General features: G+C 33.2%; 13 protein-coding genes. All 13 read left to right on the top strand.

Annotated features, from left to right (window positions below; all coding sequences use genetic code 11):
* Positions 1-195 precede the first annotated feature (195 nt).
* The 13 genes from QNI08_RS11200 (at position 196) to QNI08_RS11140 (ending at position 19393) form a co-directional block, all read left to right on the top strand.
* Positions 196-357 carry a hypothetical protein gene (locus QNI08_RS11200; RefSeq protein WP_285767526.1) on the top strand — a complete coding sequence of 54 codons (162 nt, stop codon included), beginning with the start codon at positions 196-198 and terminating at the stop codon, positions 355-357.
* A 58-nt stretch (positions 358-415) separates the two neighbouring features.
* Entirely contained in the window at positions 416-1009 is a 594-nt protein-coding gene (locus QNI08_RS11195; RefSeq protein WP_285767525.1) for a deaminase domain-containing protein, read from the top strand.
* A gap of 309 nt (positions 1010-1318) precedes the next feature.
* Positions 1319-3127, top strand: coding sequence for a HEPN domain-containing protein (locus QNI08_RS11190; RefSeq protein WP_285767524.1), 1809 nt, complete (start codon positions 1319-1321; stop codon positions 3125-3127).
* On the top strand, positions 3128-4048 hold the full coding sequence (locus tag QNI08_RS11185; protein ID WP_285767523.1) for a hypothetical protein: 921 nt from the start codon (positions 3128-3130) through the stop codon (positions 4046-4048).
* 242 nt (positions 4049-4290) lie between these two features.
* Positions 4291-4413: a Mur ligase family protein gene (locus QNI08_RS22585; protein ID WP_483313772.1), complete on the top strand. Its 123-nt coding sequence runs from the start codon at positions 4291-4293 to the stop codon at positions 4411-4413.
* Positions 4414-4992: 579 nt separating this feature from the next.
* Positions 4993-5703 (top strand): hypothetical protein, encoded by a 711-nt coding sequence (locus tag QNI08_RS11175; protein WP_285767522.1) that lies wholly within the window; start codon positions 4993-4995, stop codon positions 5701-5703.
* A 1392-nt stretch (positions 5704-7095) separates the two neighbouring features.
* Positions 7096-11394: an AAA domain-containing protein gene (locus QNI08_RS11170; RefSeq protein WP_285767521.1), complete on the top strand. Its 4299-nt coding sequence runs from the start codon at positions 7096-7098 to the stop codon at positions 11392-11394.
* A 242-nt stretch (positions 11395-11636) separates the two neighbouring features.
* Positions 11637-13445: an ATP-dependent nuclease gene (locus tag QNI08_RS11165; RefSeq protein WP_285767520.1), complete on the top strand. Its 1809-nt coding sequence runs from the start codon at positions 11637-11639 to the stop codon at positions 13443-13445.
* A 26-nt stretch (positions 13446-13471) separates the two neighbouring features.
* The gene (locus QNI08_RS11160) at positions 13472-14140 is read left to right on the top strand and encodes a hypothetical protein (RefSeq protein WP_285767519.1); all 669 of its coding nucleotides are present in this window, start codon (positions 13472-13474) and stop codon (positions 14138-14140) included.
* Positions 14141-14917: 777 nt separating this feature from the next.
* Positions 14918-15961 (top strand): nucleotidyltransferase domain-containing protein, encoded by a 1044-nt coding sequence (locus tag QNI08_RS11155; protein WP_285767518.1) that lies wholly within the window; start codon positions 14918-14920, stop codon positions 15959-15961.
* A 9-nt stretch (positions 15962-15970) separates the two neighbouring features.
* Positions 15971-17809, top strand: coding sequence for an E2/UBC family protein (locus tag QNI08_RS11150; RefSeq protein WP_285767517.1), 1839 nt, complete (start codon positions 15971-15973; stop codon positions 17807-17809).
* Between the two features lie 5 nt (positions 17810-17814).
* Positions 17815-18285: a Mov34/MPN/PAD-1 family protein gene (locus QNI08_RS11145; protein ID WP_285767516.1), complete on the top strand. Its 471-nt coding sequence runs from the start codon at positions 17815-17817 to the stop codon at positions 18283-18285.
* Positions 18286-18289: 4 nt separating this feature from the next.
* Entirely contained in the window at positions 18290-19393 is a 1104-nt protein-coding gene (locus tag QNI08_RS11140) for an SAVED domain-containing protein (protein WP_285767515.1), read from the top strand.
* Positions 19394-19509: the final 116 nt, after the last annotated feature.

The raw sequence follows: 19509 nt of genomic DNA, 5'->3' as shown, positions 1-19509 counted from the left end.
GTCAGTATCAGTATTGACACTTCCTAACCATTTTCATTCTTTGTGGTGAATCGCTGATTTTTGCGATTCATGGATGGCTAACGGGGCAGTTTAGTTCAACAAGCTGATAACTCTAATAGGCCAGTGAAAACAACAGTTTCAAGTGGTATATAATAAAAATATAACTATCCGAACCTTTTAAGAGAGGCGAATAACATGAAGGTAGAAATAAGCTACTTCCATCCAGAAAAAATAATAACTGTACCTGGCCCAGAAGCCACTTATCCTTTTGAGATAACCGGTGAGTTCCAATATATTGTAGAGTTCTCTTGTTATATTGAGGGTGATTTATATAGCCCCCTTCTTCCTTTACCATAATCAAGTAATTATGATAATCTATTCTAGTTGGATTACATTTTAACCATGGGAGGTTTAGATGAATAAAGAAGAAGTAGAGCAGGAACTTCAAATTGGAAAAAAGCTAAAACAAGACCTTGAAAAGATAATAGAGGGATGGAATATTAATGGTAACATCGCAATTGCGGAAGTAATATTACCTAGCAAGTCAGCAAAAGATATTCCTTACTTTTTTGCTCATAGCAAGATTAATCTTTCAGCAAAGGAAGATATTGATATTCCTGCTTTTGAAAGGTTACCAGACATGCCACCACCTGTGCTTTGTATGAGACCTCTAGGGCAATTTCCTGTAGCACATAGACTAACTCCAAACTTGAAATTTTACATGCCCCAAAATTATTACAACAGAGACTACATCGGTCAAAGGCAGTATTGTTGTGAACGCAAAATTTTTAATGAGATTGTGCGTAGATATAAGAATGACCTTACAAGTGGTGGAGTAACAATAAGGATATACACAAAACTTGAACCTTGTATGTATTGCTTAAATATGATGAAAGATGAATTTAGAGCAATGTATAAAGATGTAACCATAAAGCTCTATTTTCTTCAACAATTAGAAGATATGAAGAATTTTCCAGAAGATTTCCAAAGTGAAATGGTAGATTTTTAATATATTTAAGTTTCAAAATTAGATAATGCGCAGGGGAAAACAAAATTTTAGTTTAAAAGAGTAACGATATTTTTTACTATAAAAAATTAACGCTTAAGTAAGATTAATCTATAGAGTGGCTGGTAACAATCTAGTTTAGTATTAGAAGAAGAACCACATCCTTCTTGTGACCCTTATGAGGGATTAAAGAAGTGGTTCTTCTTTTTCAGTTTCTGTAGTTTGGCGTAGCAAAAAACAGAATGGTTGTCCTTAATTATTGCTTGCTTTACTTTTATATTAATAAAATTAAGTTTACAAAGGAGTAATATAATGACTGAACTATTTACAGCAGCAGCTAAGCATATACCAATAAATTTGCCCTTTGAACCGTTTAAAAATTCAGTTGTTTGTTATGAAATTATTATGTATCAGGATGAAGAAATGATAAAAGCGTTTCTTCTCAAAAGTAAGAAATCTGAAGTTCCAGCATATTTGCTTATAGGTGTATCAACGATTACAGGAGATTTATTTGGGATTAATAAATATACTGCAATCCAAGTTTTGAATCAAATATTAAATAGATTGACTACATATAAAAATCAAAATGAAAAAATCAGTGTCGATGATATCAATGTAGCAATAAAATTATTAGAACAAATTTCAGATGAAATACTAGAAAATGGAGACAACTTAATTAAACTTGGCAACCATTTTTATGGATTAATAGATATAAATGAAGATGAAAAAACATCATTAAAAATGCAAATACAGGTTTCCGAAGAAGATTTTATAACACCCTTACGATTTAATTTTGTAGGATATTCAGGTAGCGATGATTATGGGGAAATTGTTCTTAAAGATGTTTTTGAGATGAACCTTAAAACCTTTCATTTAATTAATGAAATTCCTATTTATGTTGATTATGGGGAAGGGATGCAAAAATATTATTTAGCTTTGATAATATCCGTTCGGAAAGAAAATAATTCAACAGTTACGTTGAATTTCAATACCAATGTTTACAATCTCAAGAAATCTACTTTAGGTTTACTTATCTCTGAAAATACCGACCCCCGTTACCTTATTGATTTCATGGTTAGAAGTAATGGATGGAAAGCTGACATAGAAGGAATTGAGGAGCATATTCAACCTTATATAGTGTTGATACCAGTACATAACATATTGGTTGAAACTGAGTCCATAGGGATTGGTAATGTAGAATTACTTGCAAGTGATTCTGATAACTATGATATTGCATTGATGAAAGAGAAATTAAAGGATAAATTTGGACATTATACATTAGCTAAAGTCAATGTAGATAGTCAGTCTCCTTATGCAGCCTATTCTCAAGCCAAAAAGCAAATTGAAGATGCACTAAACGCGATAAACCATATTGTTAAACAAGATTCATTATTTGAATTGTACTCTACTCAGGACTATATAACAGAGTGGAAGAGAGACGTTTTCGTACCAAAACCCAAAGTGGGCTCTCTAGTGTATGTTCGTAATCTAGTTACAAATGGCCTAGTTGTTTCTGATATGGAAAAGATAGTGGAACCAAACATACTTACACTAGATGAATCTTTTAATGAAAAAATAGAAAATTTAGATTGGTATGAAGATTTGATAGCTGCCAATATGGATAATGACGTTTCTGAAGAGATGAAAAATTTATTAAATGCTTTAAAATGGCTCAAACGGAGTTGGGATTCTACTAATTTAGAAGACCAAATTATATTCAGTAACATATCAATAGAATTTTTATTATCAGATGAAAAGGTGTCTCCATTAGTGAATAAGGGAATCAGAAAAAAGGTAGTCGCAGCTGCACTAAATGAATTTAATTCAGTTTTTGACGGCTCCAAAGAAGAAAAAGATAAGTTATCTGAAGATATTAAGGGTAAGTTTTCTAGTTCATTAACTAATGCTCCTTTATTTGCAAAGTTACGTAATTTAATAGCAACATTGGAAATTCCAATCACAAAAACAGATGAAAACTCCCTAAACCTTATTAGAAAAAAAAGAAATGATTTAGTTCATGGTCGTGCAACAGAAAATATTGAGATGATGGATGTTTGGAAATCGAACACAATTATAGGGATGATTATTGCTTATAAGATGAAGCATAAGGGTGGGAAATAAATGAATATAGCTGAGACTTCATATAAGTTAGGAAAAGTTATTAAAAAAATTGACGAGGGGAAAGAACTTCTAGACGTAATTAAAATTACAAAAGAAAAAACTTCCCCTGAAGCTTGGTATAACTTCTTTAAATTAGTTATATCTAATGCTAGAGAAGGTCTTGGACATTATTATGGAATACCAAATGCATATTATTTATTAGAGGCGAATAAAGAAAATCAGAAAAATGAATCATTAAAAAAGGAGATTGAAGAAATTTTATCAATTCCCGAATATAAAAAGCTTGTGGAATTGGGGATTTACTTTGGTAATGCAATTGAAGAACTGCACAAAGACATTATAGCTCCAACAATACCAAAAAAATTCGCTGGAACTGTAGCAAAACCCAAGCTAAAAAGGAAAATTCAAGATTTACATGTATCTGTACAAAGGACAGGGATTGTTAAATATTTTTTAAGGGAATTTGCTCAAAATCAAAATTCTATTAATATTTTTTCGGATTATGAATCAAAAAGAAGTAATTATCCCTTCGATAAAAAAAATCGACTGTTAATTCATCAATTAGCAAGGAGCAATGAAGAATTTAATTTGCTTATTTCAAATGAATTAATTTCATCTGTATTTGGCTTTATGAAGAGATTGATATTTGAAGCTCATTTAGAATTGGTGATTGAACTTAACGAAACTGAAATTACTTCACAAGTAATGAGAAATATTAGTGATTTTGGTATAATTAGAATAAACACCATTAACCCTCTATTATTGAACCAGGGATTTACGTTTAGAATAGTTAGACAGGGAGAAGAGAATTTCGGTTTTTTTAATAAGAAACAAAGTTCTTATAGTCAAGAAGCCTGGAACTGTAAATTGAGTGGCTATCTTTATACACAAGATGATAAAGATATGTTTTATAAGGAATAATCAAAAAGAAATCAAGGGATTTTATATAAAATTAGAGTATATATAGCTTATATAAAAATAATAGTTTAAATGGTTTAATCTATTGATTAATACTAGAAAGGTGAAATCGTAAAGGTTTCACCTTTTCGTATAAATGTCAACAGGTTTAATTGTTTAATAATACATTGAGCATTTGATTACTGTAGTATGAGTATGAGACAGCTTAACTAATAATATTATTTCATATTTTTCTTGTTTCATAAATGTTTTTTTGTGTCACCTGCACAAATCGAATTGGAACAGCTTTATTTACAAACCTTACTCAAGACCACATGGATTATCATGACATAATTGAACAATATAGGAATACAAAAGGGCTTTTCTAGGTTCGGAATTACATTTAAATCTAAAGATGAAAAATATGCTGTCCTAAATGCAGATGACCCAAGTTTTGAACATTTTCGTAAATTATCATGAAAGGGGACACTCAACGAACCTACTTTGCTATTTTTAATAATGCAAACAACCATTTCATTTTCCCAATAATAAATAAACCGATTGCCCCAAGACTTAACCAACCTTTATTCGATTTAGTTTGTTTCAAATATGTACCTCCTAGAGATAATGGGAATTCAGATTATCCTAGTTATTCCACTAAGTATTTATGTCCTGATTGATTTTACTTCAACTTGCTTATATCCTTATTATATCGTAATCGTTGAAACTCTTGCGTAACCTACCATCATTGAAAACAACCCCTTATTTCTATCTATTTTACAATAACCTTTTAGACCTCTTGACTATTGATTCTACGGCTTTAAAAAACCACTTTTAAAAGGTATACCTTTTAGAAAAAGCCTTCAAATACTTGGAATTTTTGTTTGTGATTAGTCAAAAGGACTATTAGACTATTATTAATAGAGGATACAAATTTTTAGCTTTGAATTTATTCAGGAGGGTATGTTATGGAATATCAAATACCGCTTAAAGAAGACTTGGAAAGTCTTGCTAAAACGAGGGGTTTTTCTCTTGTTAATGGAACAATTGAAATAGACAGAGAAAGTGAGAATCAAATAAAAATACCAAATCAGAAGGAGTTTTTAGATTTTCATGTACATGTAGAAAATAAATTGTTATTTTATAATTATTTATACGCTTATGAGGAGGACTATTTAATCCCAAATGAATACAATCAAGGATATGAAGAGACTATACAAGAGCGGCTAAACATGGAGATTCATGAATATAATAAAATGATAAAGGAAATTGATTTTCAGAAGCCATCACTTCTATTAATGTACTATATAAAAGAGGGTTTCTTGTTTTATAACTATACCGTATGGGAACATGTTTTTGAACTTAGTGAATATGAAGAAATGGTGGAAATAATCGTTAAAAAAGTAGTACGTGAAATTCCGGAAGAGAGGTTAAAAGAAATTAGTGAGAAAACTCAGGCTGAGAAGGATAAACAAAAGCAAGAGTTAAAAGAACTCATTTTTGCAGATTCAACATTTAAAACCTCCACAAATCTGCGTTTTAGAAAAGCCTATACTGCTCGATTTTTCCAGTCCCATCCTGAATACCAAGAATTTTTACGTCATGCTGGTTACTCACATCCAATCTTTTTCATAGAAGAAATATGGAAAGAGTTTAAAGAAAAGGGATTACATAAATAATATATAGTAACACATAGGGAGCTTTATATTTTAATCAAGGCTCCCTTAGTAGCTATAAAAACCACTACTTTACACCGAATACTTTACTACTCTCCCTCAGAAATGTTCATACTTCAAATCAGCTTTTTTCACATTACATAAATTCATACATGTAAAGTGATTCAGTTCTAAAATAATACCAACTTCAAATTCTCATTTTGGTTACATAAAGAACCAACAGGGTTCTTCATGTTTTTTTAAAAGTTTAAAAGTCTAAATATTGACGACAAAGAAGGAAAAAATATAAGAACAAAGTAGATAAACCTATTATAGATGAACAGCAACTGCAAGAAGCAAACAAACTATTTGTGAACATATGGAGTACGCGAAAGAAATTGAGATAACATATTACATAGATGGGCAAATTGAAACTGTACTGGACTTGTTCATTATCGTGAGTACCTATTAAAAAGATGAGTATGCTGGAAGTTAACCAAGAAATTCAGTGGATTAGATTTAGTGACTTAATAAGAGTAAAAGGAAGTGATTAATTAATCAATAAAAAAACAAAGAGGAACACCTAGTCTTTTTTCTATAGAGATAATTCATGTGTAATAAATTCTCTCTCTTTAAAGAGTCATCCAGATGCTTTGCTCCTGTTCTGTATCCATTTTTATAATGTTTGCTCCATTTTCTAATTAACTCATTACCCTTATCTTCGTCATCGTAAGTTTCTCCGTTCAGCCTCAAAAGAACATCACCATAGGCAGCATATCTTCCGCCATCATTAAACCCTTCATGTACATTATACCCATTCATTGAATTAAACGATTGTTTCCCAATAAAAAAACAAATTTCATTTAGAACATGCCTTTTTAAACCTTTAGTATTTACTCCTAAAACCGTCATAATATTTATTTAGATAAATGGAGATTTCTGACCTTCAATAAATGTTAGACAAGTAAAGATTTTTTCGTTTGTAAAAGTATTATAAATCAAGCTCAATAAGATTTTGATACCTAGAGTATCCAAATCCGATTACGTATAGGTCTAAAGAAACTCTTACTGTAGAGGCAGTAGAGTATCGATATTTTGTACAATTTTAAAGCACAATATATAATCATTATTTTTGAGAATATAGTGTAATTCCTAAAGTGATTTTGTTTCACCCCCTTCCGGAAGCGTTTTGATATTACCTGTTTTATTATTTATACTAGCGATTTTGTGAGAAATATTAATGAGATTGGGAAAAAAATAAGATGGATAACTCCAACAAAAGACTCATATATATAAATTCAGCAATTACACAAGTTTGCTTATAAATTTTATCAATCGACCTAAAGAATTAACTTTTATTCCCATACATACAATGTGTTATATTTACTATATGAAATAATAAAGAGGTGCTTTTAATTGAGCGACAAAGCTAGGCAACTGTTTGAATATTTGTTAGCAATTAATAACTTGCGATTTAAGGTTATCCGTGATTTTAAGGAATATGATAAAAATTGGACTAGTGCTTCTCTAGAAGATTACGGTGATGGAGTATATTTAATGGGAGAAGGAGAAGATGAGGAAGCAATTATTGAGATTCATAGACAAAAGTTCACTGAAGCGATTTTGACTCCTCCACATCCTGACAAGTCCATTAGAGAGTGGATTACATATTCGTATAATAAAGAAATACAACCTCCAAAAATCCCTGCCCCGAAAGTAGTAATCCAAGGAAAAGATGAGGTGGAAATACGTTTTGAAGAGGATTCAAGTCGGTTAAAGTTATTCAATGATTGGAAAGCATTGTGGAGTGACTGGGCGGCGGAAATTTCTCGAATGAAAAAGGTTCAAACTTTGTATGAACTATTTTTCAGAATTAATCAAGATTTCCAAGTTGAAGGTGAAGGTCTTGAATTACTGCTAGGAGAGACGATTTTTACGTGGAAACATGAAGTTGATTCTATCCTACATCCTTTATTTACGACGAAACTGGATATAGAACTTGATACTGATAAAGGTATTATTACTGTCAAACCAACTAATCAAGGATACAAGCTCGAACTGAATATACTTAGTGGCATCCCACTTCCTAATATGGAGGAAATTCAGAATATAGGAAGAATAGCGCGATATAGAGATGTATTTGAAGAAGATGTGCGGGACTTATCTAGCCAATTTATGCAGGTAATTGATGCGAGTGGTCGTGCTGCTTTAAATGGTGAACCTATCCATCCGTCAAAAGATGCTATAGGTCATTTAGATGAATATGTAATTATTCTAAGACGAAAAGACAATCAAGTTATACAAAAAGATTTAGAACAAATCATTGAGTCTATGCAAGACGAAGGCTTTGAGGTACCTGCAACAATTGAGTCTATTGTCGGAAATGAAGTGCAAATAGATAAAGAATTGAATAGCTATAAATGGGATAAAGTAGGTACAGAATTATACTTCCCTCTTGCTGCAAATGAGGAACAAAAAGAAATTGCCAGAAGGCTGTCAAGTAACTACGGATTGACCGTACAAGGACCTCCGGGGACTGGTAAAACTCATACAATAGCCAATATTGTTTCTCATTTACTTGCGCATGGAAAGAAAATACTTATTACTAGCCAAAAGGAAAATCCTCTAAAAGTTCTAAAAGCGAAAATCCCTGAAGAAATACGTGATTTGTGTGTACCCGTCCTCGGTGGAGGTAGAGATTCTCTAAGAGAAATTGAAAAATCCATACGGACAATTTCAGATAAACTTGGGAATACATCAATTGAAAAGTTAGAAGCAGAAATAGCAAGAAATAAAGACCAATTAGATAGTAGTCGAAGAAATGAAGCAAAATTTAAACATCAGTTACTGGAGTACAGCAAAAGTGAAAAAACAGAAGTTGAGTACAAAGGTAATTCCATCACCAAAGCAGATACTGCCCAAATGTTGACTGAAGAATCATTAGATTATCATTGGATTTTAGATAAAGTGGAATTGAATTCTGCATTTCCGTTATCAGAAGAAGAATTTAAGACTCTTTGGGAACTAAACGGTTCATTAGAAGAAAAAGACCTTTATTTAAAAGGTACAGTTCTTCCAGATATCCATTTATTAAAAAGCCCAGAAGAAATGAAGAAATGGCTTTTTAACGGTCAGGAATTAAAACATAAACATGATAAGGCAATTATAAATACTAATAAAATTCAATTTCCTCATGATAAGCCATATGCTGAAAAATTAAACATAGAGCTTTCAAGAATTTTAGAATACAAAGACTGCTTTAAAGAAGGAACTGCGAATCAGAAGATACTAGATGACTGTCTAGCTGGTGATTCCCGAAAAGAACGATGGACCTCTTTCTTTAGTGGAATAAAAGAAATGAATAAAGAAATGGTATCTATTCATAAAACTATTATTAGTCATGACATTACTCTCCCTAACAAACCAGATTTTGAATTAGAATCAGATATTTATATTTATGGGGAACGATTAAGAGCAAACAAAAAACCTAATACGATATTTACCTTAACTAAGGGGAAGAATGCGAAATATTTATGGCAAGAATCAATCATTAATGGTCAGCCTGTAAGAACTCTTGAAGAAATTGACATACTGCAACAACACCTTATTTTAAAAAAGAAAAAAGAGGAAGTAGTTCGCATTTGGAACTCAAACATCGATGAAATAAGTGGAACTCCAATTGATATCAAAGATAAGCGTCTTTTTAGCACGATTGACAAAGTAATCGAACCCTATGAGAAAACTATGCGTTTAGGAGCCTTAGTAGAAGGTTTTATACAAACTTCAAATCGTCTATTACTGAATAATTCCAATTGGCTAAATTACAATTTTTATGTAGAGCTTAAATCAATAACTAATTACCTGTTTGATGTTCTTAACTTCCAAGAGTGGGAAAGGAACTACAATTTATATAGAGATACATTAAAGCAACTATTGAAAGAAAAAGAAATACACCCTATTGTACAATCATTCCTTGATGTATTAAATGACAAAGATGATTCTAGATGGGAGTCTGTACTTGAAGAATTAACGTATCTAATGAATAAGAAAGAAAAAGTTACAAAATACTTTGCTTTGTTTACACGACTTGAGGTAATTGCGCCTAAAACAGCAGCTATGATGGTTGATTTCCTCTCTAAGTATGTACCGATTCCTCAAGAAGTTCATAAGTCTTGGGAACTAAAATCTTTACATGATTGGATGACAGAAAATCAAAACTTTGAAGCGGAACGAATAGAAAACAACATCAAATCTGAACAAGATTATCAAAAGAAATTAATTACATCAATAGTGTCAAGTTCTACTTGGTTAAATCAAATTAATGGAATAACTGAATCACAAAAGAGAGCTCTTGTAGCTTGGAAAAACTTTATAAAGCGTTATGGTAAAGGGACTGGTAATAACAAACGATATTTAGCTGATGCGCGTAAAGAAATGGAAAAGGCTCAATCAGCGATTCCTGTATGGATTATGCCGGTCAATCAAGTGATTGAAAACTTTCCAATTTATAACGATAAGTTTGATGTCATTATTTTTGATGAAAGTAGTCAATGCGATATCATGTCGGTTCCTGTGCTATTACGAGGTGAAAAAATTGTGGTTGTAGGTGATGATGAACAAATAAGCCCGTATGGAATTGGAACGAAAGACGCTGAAATTGAAGAATTGATACAACGCTATCTAGAAGGGGTACCAAACAAGCGGTTGTTTGACCATAAAATATCTCTTTACGAAATTGCTGACCAAATCTTCCCTAAGAGTGGCAGATTAATGTTAAAAGAACACTTTAGATGTGTACCTGAAATCATACAATTTTCGAATGACCTCAGTTATGGGGGACAAATGGTTCCTTTAAGACTTCCATTTGAAAACGAAAAAATAGAGCCGCCAGTAGTTGCGATTAAAGTTGAAGACGGTTATGCCACTGAAGGAAGTTCTATTGTAAATGTTCCGGAAGCTGATAAAATCGTTGAAGATATTGAAAGTATAATTGCAGACCCACAGTATGGAAAACAAACAATAGGTGTAATTGCATTACAAGGAAATAAACAAGCATCTCTTATTGAAAATAAAATACGTGAGAGAATATCTGAAAGTGAGTTTGTGAAGAGAAAAATAATCTGTGGAAATGCATACAGCCTCCAAGGAGATGAAAGAGATATTATATTCTTATCAATGGTTATCGCTGGTAACAGAAAATTTGTTAAGATGACAAAGAAAGACCAACAACAAACCTTTAATGTAGCTGCAAGCAGAGCGAAAAATCAAATGAGACTGTATCATTCAGTCGAGTTAGATGAATTGAAGAAAGACTGTTACCGATATCAGTTATTAAGCTATTGTAAAAATCCAACAAGGGTAAATGAAATTGTTGAGAATTTAGAAGAAAAATGTGATTCTGTATTTGAGATTGAAGTATTACGTATGATTGTAGCAAAAGGATATAAAGTACAACCTCAAGTTAAAGTAGGAAATTACCGTATTGATTTGGTTATTGAAGGAATCAGAGACCGTCTTGCTGTTGAATGTGATGGTGAGAGATGGCACGGTCCTGAAAAATGGGAAGAGGATATGCAACGTCAATCTGATTTAGAACGAGCAGGTTGGAAGTTTTGGAGAGTTAGAGGTCGAGAATTTTATTATAACAAAACTAAGTCACTTGAAAATTTATGGAATAAGTTGGAGGAAATGGGTATAGAGAAAGTTGCTAACTGATGATTATTAAATGATTTAAAAAAACGCTGGGGTTCTACTCCAGCGTTTTCCGGTTTTATAAATAAAATCACTATTTGAACTAAAATAAAAATTATTAATATATAATTTTTTTCCAATCTTTGCTAAGATTTATTTGTGGGAATTTTCAAAAAAATGTGAGCAAAATCCTCTAAAAGATTATTTTTACTGTCCCGAGTTCCATTTATAAACATTAACTAAGTTGATTAATTAAGGAGAGACAAATGAAAATAAAAGAATTAAAGGTTAATGGCTGGCGGTCATTTTCAGATAAAGGCATCACACTAAGTAATTTAAAAAGAATAAATCTAATAATTGGTCCAAATAATTCTGGTAAATCAAATTTAATTAGATTTTTCAGTAGCCTTAAAACATTATTTAGTAATCATGGTGCTCCCAATTTAATACTAACGTGCTTTCTTGAAGAAGAAGATACATGGATAAAAAAATGTGAGGATGTTACTTGTGAATTAACCGTTGAAACTCAGGACCGGACATATATATGCGAAGTAATTCGTACAAAGGTGCAGAAGAAAGAAATCTTTAAAATAAATGGCGTAACAAATGATGATAGCTTTTATTTTTGGAAAAACATAATGACTAAAAAAATAAAAATATTCACTGATATTCGAGGATTCTTTATTAATTCACAAGGGAAACCAGAACATAGAGTGGATGGAATACGAACAGCTGATTTTGTTTTTACTAAGGGAATCCATGATTATAAATGGTATGAGCAGTACCAACTGGATATGTCTAGATGGCTATCTGCGCTATTAAATGCCGATGTGACTCTAGAGACAAAGCTCATTAATCCTAATTATGGTCAATCCCCTTATGTAAGAGATAACCGTAAAGCTATCCCAATGATGGAAGACCAACCGTTAGAAAAAGCAGAGTATCAACTATTCTTCAACAAAGAAGGAAATAATTTAATACATGAACCGATAGATTTAGGGGTGGGAGTTCTACAATTCATCCTGCTATTAACAGCTATTTATCAATGTAAAGATGAGGAATGTATTATTTTTATTGAAGAACCTGAAATGAATCTTCATGCAAAATCAATTTCTGATTTAATTCGCATTTTAGAAACCGATAGTGTATTTAAGAAACATCAGTATTTTCTTATTACCCACTCAAATGTGATATTGAATTTGATTAATGAAAATTACTCTGTCCATAGATTTGAACAGGACAATATGGGTGCAACTAGTGTAACAAGCTGCCTAAATAAAGTAGATAATTTTGCAATTCTGGACCTATTAGGGATTCAACCTTCACAACTATTGTTGTCTAATCTGGTTATTTGGGTTGAGGGTCCAAGTGACCGAATCTATATAAATAAATGGATAGAATTATATAATACAATTCATAGTAAGAATTACAGCGAAGGAAAGAATTATAGTTTTGTATTTTATGGCGGTTCCTTGTTAGACCACTATACAATTTTAAAAGAAAATGAATCAAATTTATCGGACTTTATTGATTTTTTAAATACAAGTAGATACTCAATTGTTGTTTGTGATAGTGATATTGGCGGTACAAGAACAGAATACAAGGGTAGATTGCAAAGGTTAAAAGACCGACTTGATGAGACGAATGCTGCTAGTCCATATGTTTATTTATGGATAACAGATGGAAGAGAGATTGAAAACTACATTCCAAAGGATAAACTGACACAGGTGATTTGTAATGAGATAAAACATCGAAGTCGATTTACATATGTCAATGAGAATAAAGAAACAATAGTCCATCAATTTGATGAACCTAATCCAAAAATAATTAGTGAGATGGATTTTATCGAGTCCTTTTCATTCGATGAGTTTTTTGCCCAGATGTATGTACATGAATCGGAATTGGAAAATCAACATCTTAAAAACTCAATAATAAAAAATGTAGGAAGCAGTTTTAATAAAATTGAGATTGCTAAAAAAGTTGCATTGATTTGGGATATTAAGGATTTGAATGATGAAAACTTAAATAACCATATGAAGAATGTCATACAGTTCCTTGATAAGGCAAACTTATAAATTTCAATTATTATTGGAGATAAAAAATGGAATTTCAAGAGCTAATTAATGGGTCTATCGAAGCAAGAATGAATCAGATATTATGTTCCGCTTGGAACATATTTATTGCTCATTGTATACAAGGTAGGGCTATTCTTCACAAAGAAGCATCATTCCAACACCATTTTGCAAATATCATACAGCAGGTTGGTACACTATACTGCTTTTCTAAACAAGAGACATTTCATGTTGATTTAGAATATACAATTCAGAAACAAGTTGGTTTTGAGAGAAAAGCTGAAGTTGATATAGTTTGTGAATTAATTAATTTTGAAAATAAAGATAGTGCTAAAGCGGCAATTGAGTTAAAACATACTATTAAATCAGGAGATGCAACAGATATAGGGAGAATAGGTTCTTATCAAGACATTTATAGATTAGAGAAACTAAAAGAATTAAAGCATGAGGGATTTTCAGTTTGTAAATTCTATATGCTTGCTAATCGAGTAGCTTATACCAATGTTAGTCCACCCAATACTTCTGGAGAGGACTTTCCAACATACAAAGGCTATGAAATTGAACCTAGAAAAATCTATAAGACAGTACATACAAAGATTGGGAAAGATGTAGAACTTATTTTTAATAACTCGTATAAATTTAATTGGAATATATATGAACAGCCGAAACGATTATATTTTCTTTCAGTAGATATATAAGTAAATTCTATAGATAAAAAGGATTTAGTAAAATTACTTTAAAATGATGAACATAGATAAAACAATCCATTTTGAACTATTTTAATCCCAATTATAGATGTGGCGAAGTGCTCCTCAGTATGTTTGAAAGGCAAATATGCTGTTGTAATATGACGTAAAAGCTTTCCGTTGGGTAACCCGTCTGCCCCGGCTACGATTTACTCTCGTAGTGTCTTCCGTTAAAAGGAAATACACTTCCCCAGAAGTCAACCGTCCTCATAGCGAAAGCTAGGCAGAATAAGGTGTACTCGTAGTAGAGTGCTTGGTAAAGTGAGACCTGGGCAAGTCAAGAGTATGAGAATCCTGCTCTTGGCACCTTAAATAATCCATACTCGATTGAAGCGCCAAAAGTTTGGCTGTTACAATTTTTTTCTACAATAGAATTCTGTCCTTATTATTAAGGGCATTTTTTGTCCTCCTCTCCTTCACACCAAAGCCATCAATTCAAATGCTTTATTGTTATTTGAAAAATAGTTCTACTACATAAATTTAAAACACCACTTTGAAGTCCATCTGTAAAATAATACCATATTTCTTATTAAGGAGTTGAAAAGTTTCTAGTCCAACTAAAGGAGTGATTAGTTATTACCAGTATTTCCTTTCATGATGAAATAGCGAGTAGGTAAGTTGACTTATAAATTGGTAAAATTGTATAATAATATCAATATAATGCGAATGTATGTTTTTGTTTGCGGGTATAATCTGTTTTACTAATTTCATAGGGAAAAGAGGCATTTTATGGCTAACGTGCAATCTTATTTCAAAAGTTTTCATGATTCAATTAAGCTTGATTACGACGACAACAAAGAACTTCGAGAAAAAAGAGACGAGCTTCTGGATAAGTTAGATGAAAATATGCCAGATGATTCCGGTCGTTTTTCTGTATTTCACCAAGGAAGTTACGCCATGCACACTGGAATTAAATCATTGGACGGAGGAGACTATGATATTGATGTAGGACTTCTGTTTGATGTTTCCAAAGATGATTTTCCGAATCCCGTAACCGTAAAAAAATGGGTATACGATGCTCTTATTAAAGAGTATGACAATGTTGAAATGAAAAAACCATGTGTGACGGTTAAGTTCGAATCTGATGGGGAAGATGAAAGGAATTACCATGTGGATTTCGCAATATATTCCGATGGTGATAATAACACGTACCATGCTAAAGGCAAATTGCACAGCACGGTTGAACAACGTTGTTGGGACGAGGCAGAACCCAAAACACTAGTAAGTACCATTAAGAACCATCTTTCGGATATTGAAGATAGGAAGCAATTCAGAAGAGTCATTCGTTATATGAAACGGTGGAAGGATGTTAAATTCAAAGGACAGGTTAATCGTCCATCTGGTATCGGATTAACCGTGGCAGGGTTGACACATTTTCAGACCCAGTACACACCTGCCGACCAATTTATGAATACACCAAAAACCTATAAGGATTTAGATGCGCTTGAATCCTTTGTTCAGAACATGTTAAATGCTTTTCAATCCGTTTGGAATAGTGAAACGTTAGAGTGGGAAGATAGACTGCATATTTACCTTCCAACACCTACGTATAACGACATCTATGAAAAAATGAGTGCGAAACAAATGATTGATTTCAAAGGAAAACTCCAATGCTTATTGGATGCATTAAAAGACGCCTCTACCGAAACAGACCCAGTGGAAGCGTGCAAACTACTAAGAGGGGAATTTGGAGATGATTTCCCCGTTCCAGAAGAATCTGATACAGCTGTAAAAAGCGGGAGAACATTTATTACGGATAATTCTTCCGCTTGAGGTGAAATCATGATGACAGAGCAACAAGGAATAGTAAACTTTGGTTTACATGATTTATTATCATCTGTTAGGAAAATAACGGACTTCAGCAATCAAAGAGGACCCTTTCAAGCTGCTTTTGAAGGGCAATATACTATTGAAGGCAAAGAAATAACATTACAGGTTGCCTTACCTAAACGATTTCCGGTGGAAAAACCCATGTTGTTTTTAAAGGACCCGAAAGTCCTTGGATTTTTACCGCATATCGAGAGAGATGGATACATTTGTTATGCCCATGATGAGGGGTTGCTTTTAGACCAGAGCAATCCCTCTGGTCTTGTAAAAGAAGCTTTTTTAAGAGCAGAAAATACCTTAAGAAATGGAATTACTGGTCGAAACGAGGAAGATTACCTAAAAGAATTCGAAACACTTTGGATTAGACAAGAAAAAATGATACGAGTGGATTCTTTATTTTCTCCAGGTGATACTTTCGGGAAAATAATCACATTCTTTGATGAAAAGAGCGGTAAAACCATAATCGTGGAGAAACTGGATGAAGAGACCTTACGCTATTTGAAAACACTGTATAAATGTGATGTGACAAAAGATTTTACCTCACAAATCAGCATTCATATCCCTCTTAGAAAAGGTACCAAGATTAAACCACCTGCATATTGGGAATCTTGGACTGCTAAACTATTAAGAAAGATTGTGTTTGATAATATTAGTAGTTCTACTAAGAAGCTGCTCCATTCCTATTTGAAGAAAACCACATTTAATTTACAGGGAAAGGAATATATCTACATTTCTATCCCTGTTGAAGAAGGACAACGAATTTTCTTCGGTGTATTACTGAATGACTTCAAAAAAATGGAACACAAAAAGTCTGCTGCCCAAAAGAAACACGGAAAAGTAAAAACCTGTTATCCTTTCCCTCATCCATTAAAGAAAGTAGAGTCTTCTTTCTCTATGACAGCATTGTCCATTAAACGTCATGATAAGCACTTCCTTCTAAATCGTACGTTGGGGCATAATCGGTTAATAGGAAAGAAGGTTACATTAATTGGTCTTGGTTCTCTTGGAAGTAGAATAGCCTTTGAATTAGCTAGAGCAGGGGTTACAACCATGATGCTGATAGACAAAGACGGGTTGGATGTAGATAACATTTATCGTCATGAACTTGGAGCTGATAGTTTATATTGGAAAAGCGTGGACAATCAGTATTCAATAATTTCAAAAGCGGAAGCATTAAAAATGAAACTCCTTCAGCAATATCCATTTTTAGAAATTGATTATGAAGCAATGGATGTTCTGGATTTAATGGAAGAAGAACAGAACCAGATAATGAATGCTGATTTAATTATACTGGCATTAGGAACACCAACAGTCGAATTGGAATTAAATAAGCAGTTTCATCATATGACGGACAGTCCACCTATTATCTATACCTGGTTAGACCCTTTAGGAATCGGGGGGCATTCTCTTCTTACAAACAATCCAAACAAAGATGGTTGTTTTCAATGCCTATTTACAGACCCGGAGGATAGCAGTATCTTAGTCTCCAACAGGGCATCTTTTGCCGCCCCTGACCAGTTCTTTGGGAAGACTTTGACAGGTTGTGAATCAGTTTTCACGCCATATGGTTCGCTTGATGCGCTGCAAACGGCTATTCTAACAAGCAGATTAGCCATCAAAACATTACAAGGAGAAGAACCTGGCAATCCCTTGCTTTCATGGAAGGGAGAAGGTGATGAGATGGTTTCTCAAGGGAAAAGGGTCAGTAATAGATATGAATTAAGCAGCGAGCAGCTTTCGCAAACGAAATATTTGTATAAGGTTCACAACTGTCCAGTTTGTGGGAATGGGTGAGACGGATGAAATTTAACATTGATACCCAGAGAGTCATTAAAATAAGCGATAGAGTAAATGCCTTATTTCATGAATACCGGCAAATCGGAAATAAGGATAGGGAAGCTGGGGGCGTGTTGTTAGGTAGGTTTATTCAGTCTTCATTAGATGTGGTGGTCGACCGGGGAACAGCCCCGATGAAAAGGGATATTCGAAAGCGATATTTTTTTAAAAAACACCGGGATGACCACCAAGAAATCGTCCAATCCATTTGGGAAGAAAGTATGGAGACATGCAATTACCTAGGAGAGTGGCACACTCATCCAGAGCCACATCCTACCCCTTCCGCTCACGATATCAAAGAATGGAAAAGAGTCTTGAAAGATACCATTTGTGACTCCGATGAACTGTTTTTCATCATAGTCGGCACGGAATCAATTGGTGTATGGACAGGAAATAGAAAAAGATTAGAAGTAAAAAAACTGATGAGGTGTTAAATGTATGGCTAGAGATGCTTTTGTATTTTCTACAATAGATGACAGGGATTTATGGGTACGTTCTGGTGGAAGGTGTGCGAAATGTAAAAGGACATTAATCTTTGATGATATCGATAAGAAAGTTAATATCGGAGAGAAAGCTCATATTATCGGAAAGGGCACGGGAAAAAAGGCACCACGACGCGAATTTGGTGAGGAATTTGGAATCAATGAAGAAAACATCGATTCTATAGAAAACCTGATGTTGTTATGCAGCCCTTGTCATCATACCATCGATACAAACGTTAAAAACTACCCACCAGTGATGTTGTTTGATATGAAAGAGAAGCATGAATCTTGGGTAGATGAGCGTTTAAAACAAGAGAAAAAAGCGATAGCGGTATTGCATAAAAGGAAAAACAGCATGCCGTTTGATTCCATTCTTCTTAATGAAGAAATTGATACCCTATTCTTAGATGCTGTTTCCTTCCAAGAGGAATTCATTGATTTTTCCAAAGCGGGATGGGAAGAAGCCAAGAAACATAATGAAGAATTTTTTAAACGCATAGTAAAAGCGAAGAAAGAATTTTCCGGGACTAAGCTTTTTATTTTTACCTTGTCACCTATTCCACTCCTGATTCATTTTGGGCAATTAATTTCAGACACCGTGCCTGTAGTAGTATACCAATACGACAGAAAAATTCAAAAATGGGCTTTAGAGAATTCAAGCGAGAAGGCAGAGGAACAAAAAATAAACGTTAATATATCCAAGGACGTACATGATTCTCTTGTTGTGACCGTTCAAGTAAGTGGAATGATTGCTGAGAAAGAAGTAAGAGAGGTAATCGAGTCACCTTATCAACACTTGGATATCCGAATAGAAAAACCGGGTATAGATGCCGTAATATATAATCATGACATAAAAATCATTAAAGAGGCATTCCGCAAATATGTATATGACCTACAAGACCTCCATCATTATAAGGACATTCATTTATTCTATTATGGACCGGCTGGACTTGCAGTTGAACTAGGACGTACCATCAATAAATCTATGCTTCCAGAAGTCCATATATATGAGCACAATAGAAGAGGAGAGAAGAAATATACTAGAGCTATAACCATTTAGAGCTTTGGATAGCTAAGCCGGTTTCACATCCCTTATTAATAATTACAATATAGTCAGATTAATTAGTGTTAACTAGAAGACGCTATTTCGGGCTACAGGGGCGTTAGTACAACAAG

This window comes from Peribacillus folii (assembly GCF_030271255.1).
Lineage (GTDB): Bacteria > Bacillota > Bacilli > Bacillales > DSM-1321 > Peribacillus.
This window is presented reverse-complemented; position numbering and strand designations above follow the sequence as displayed.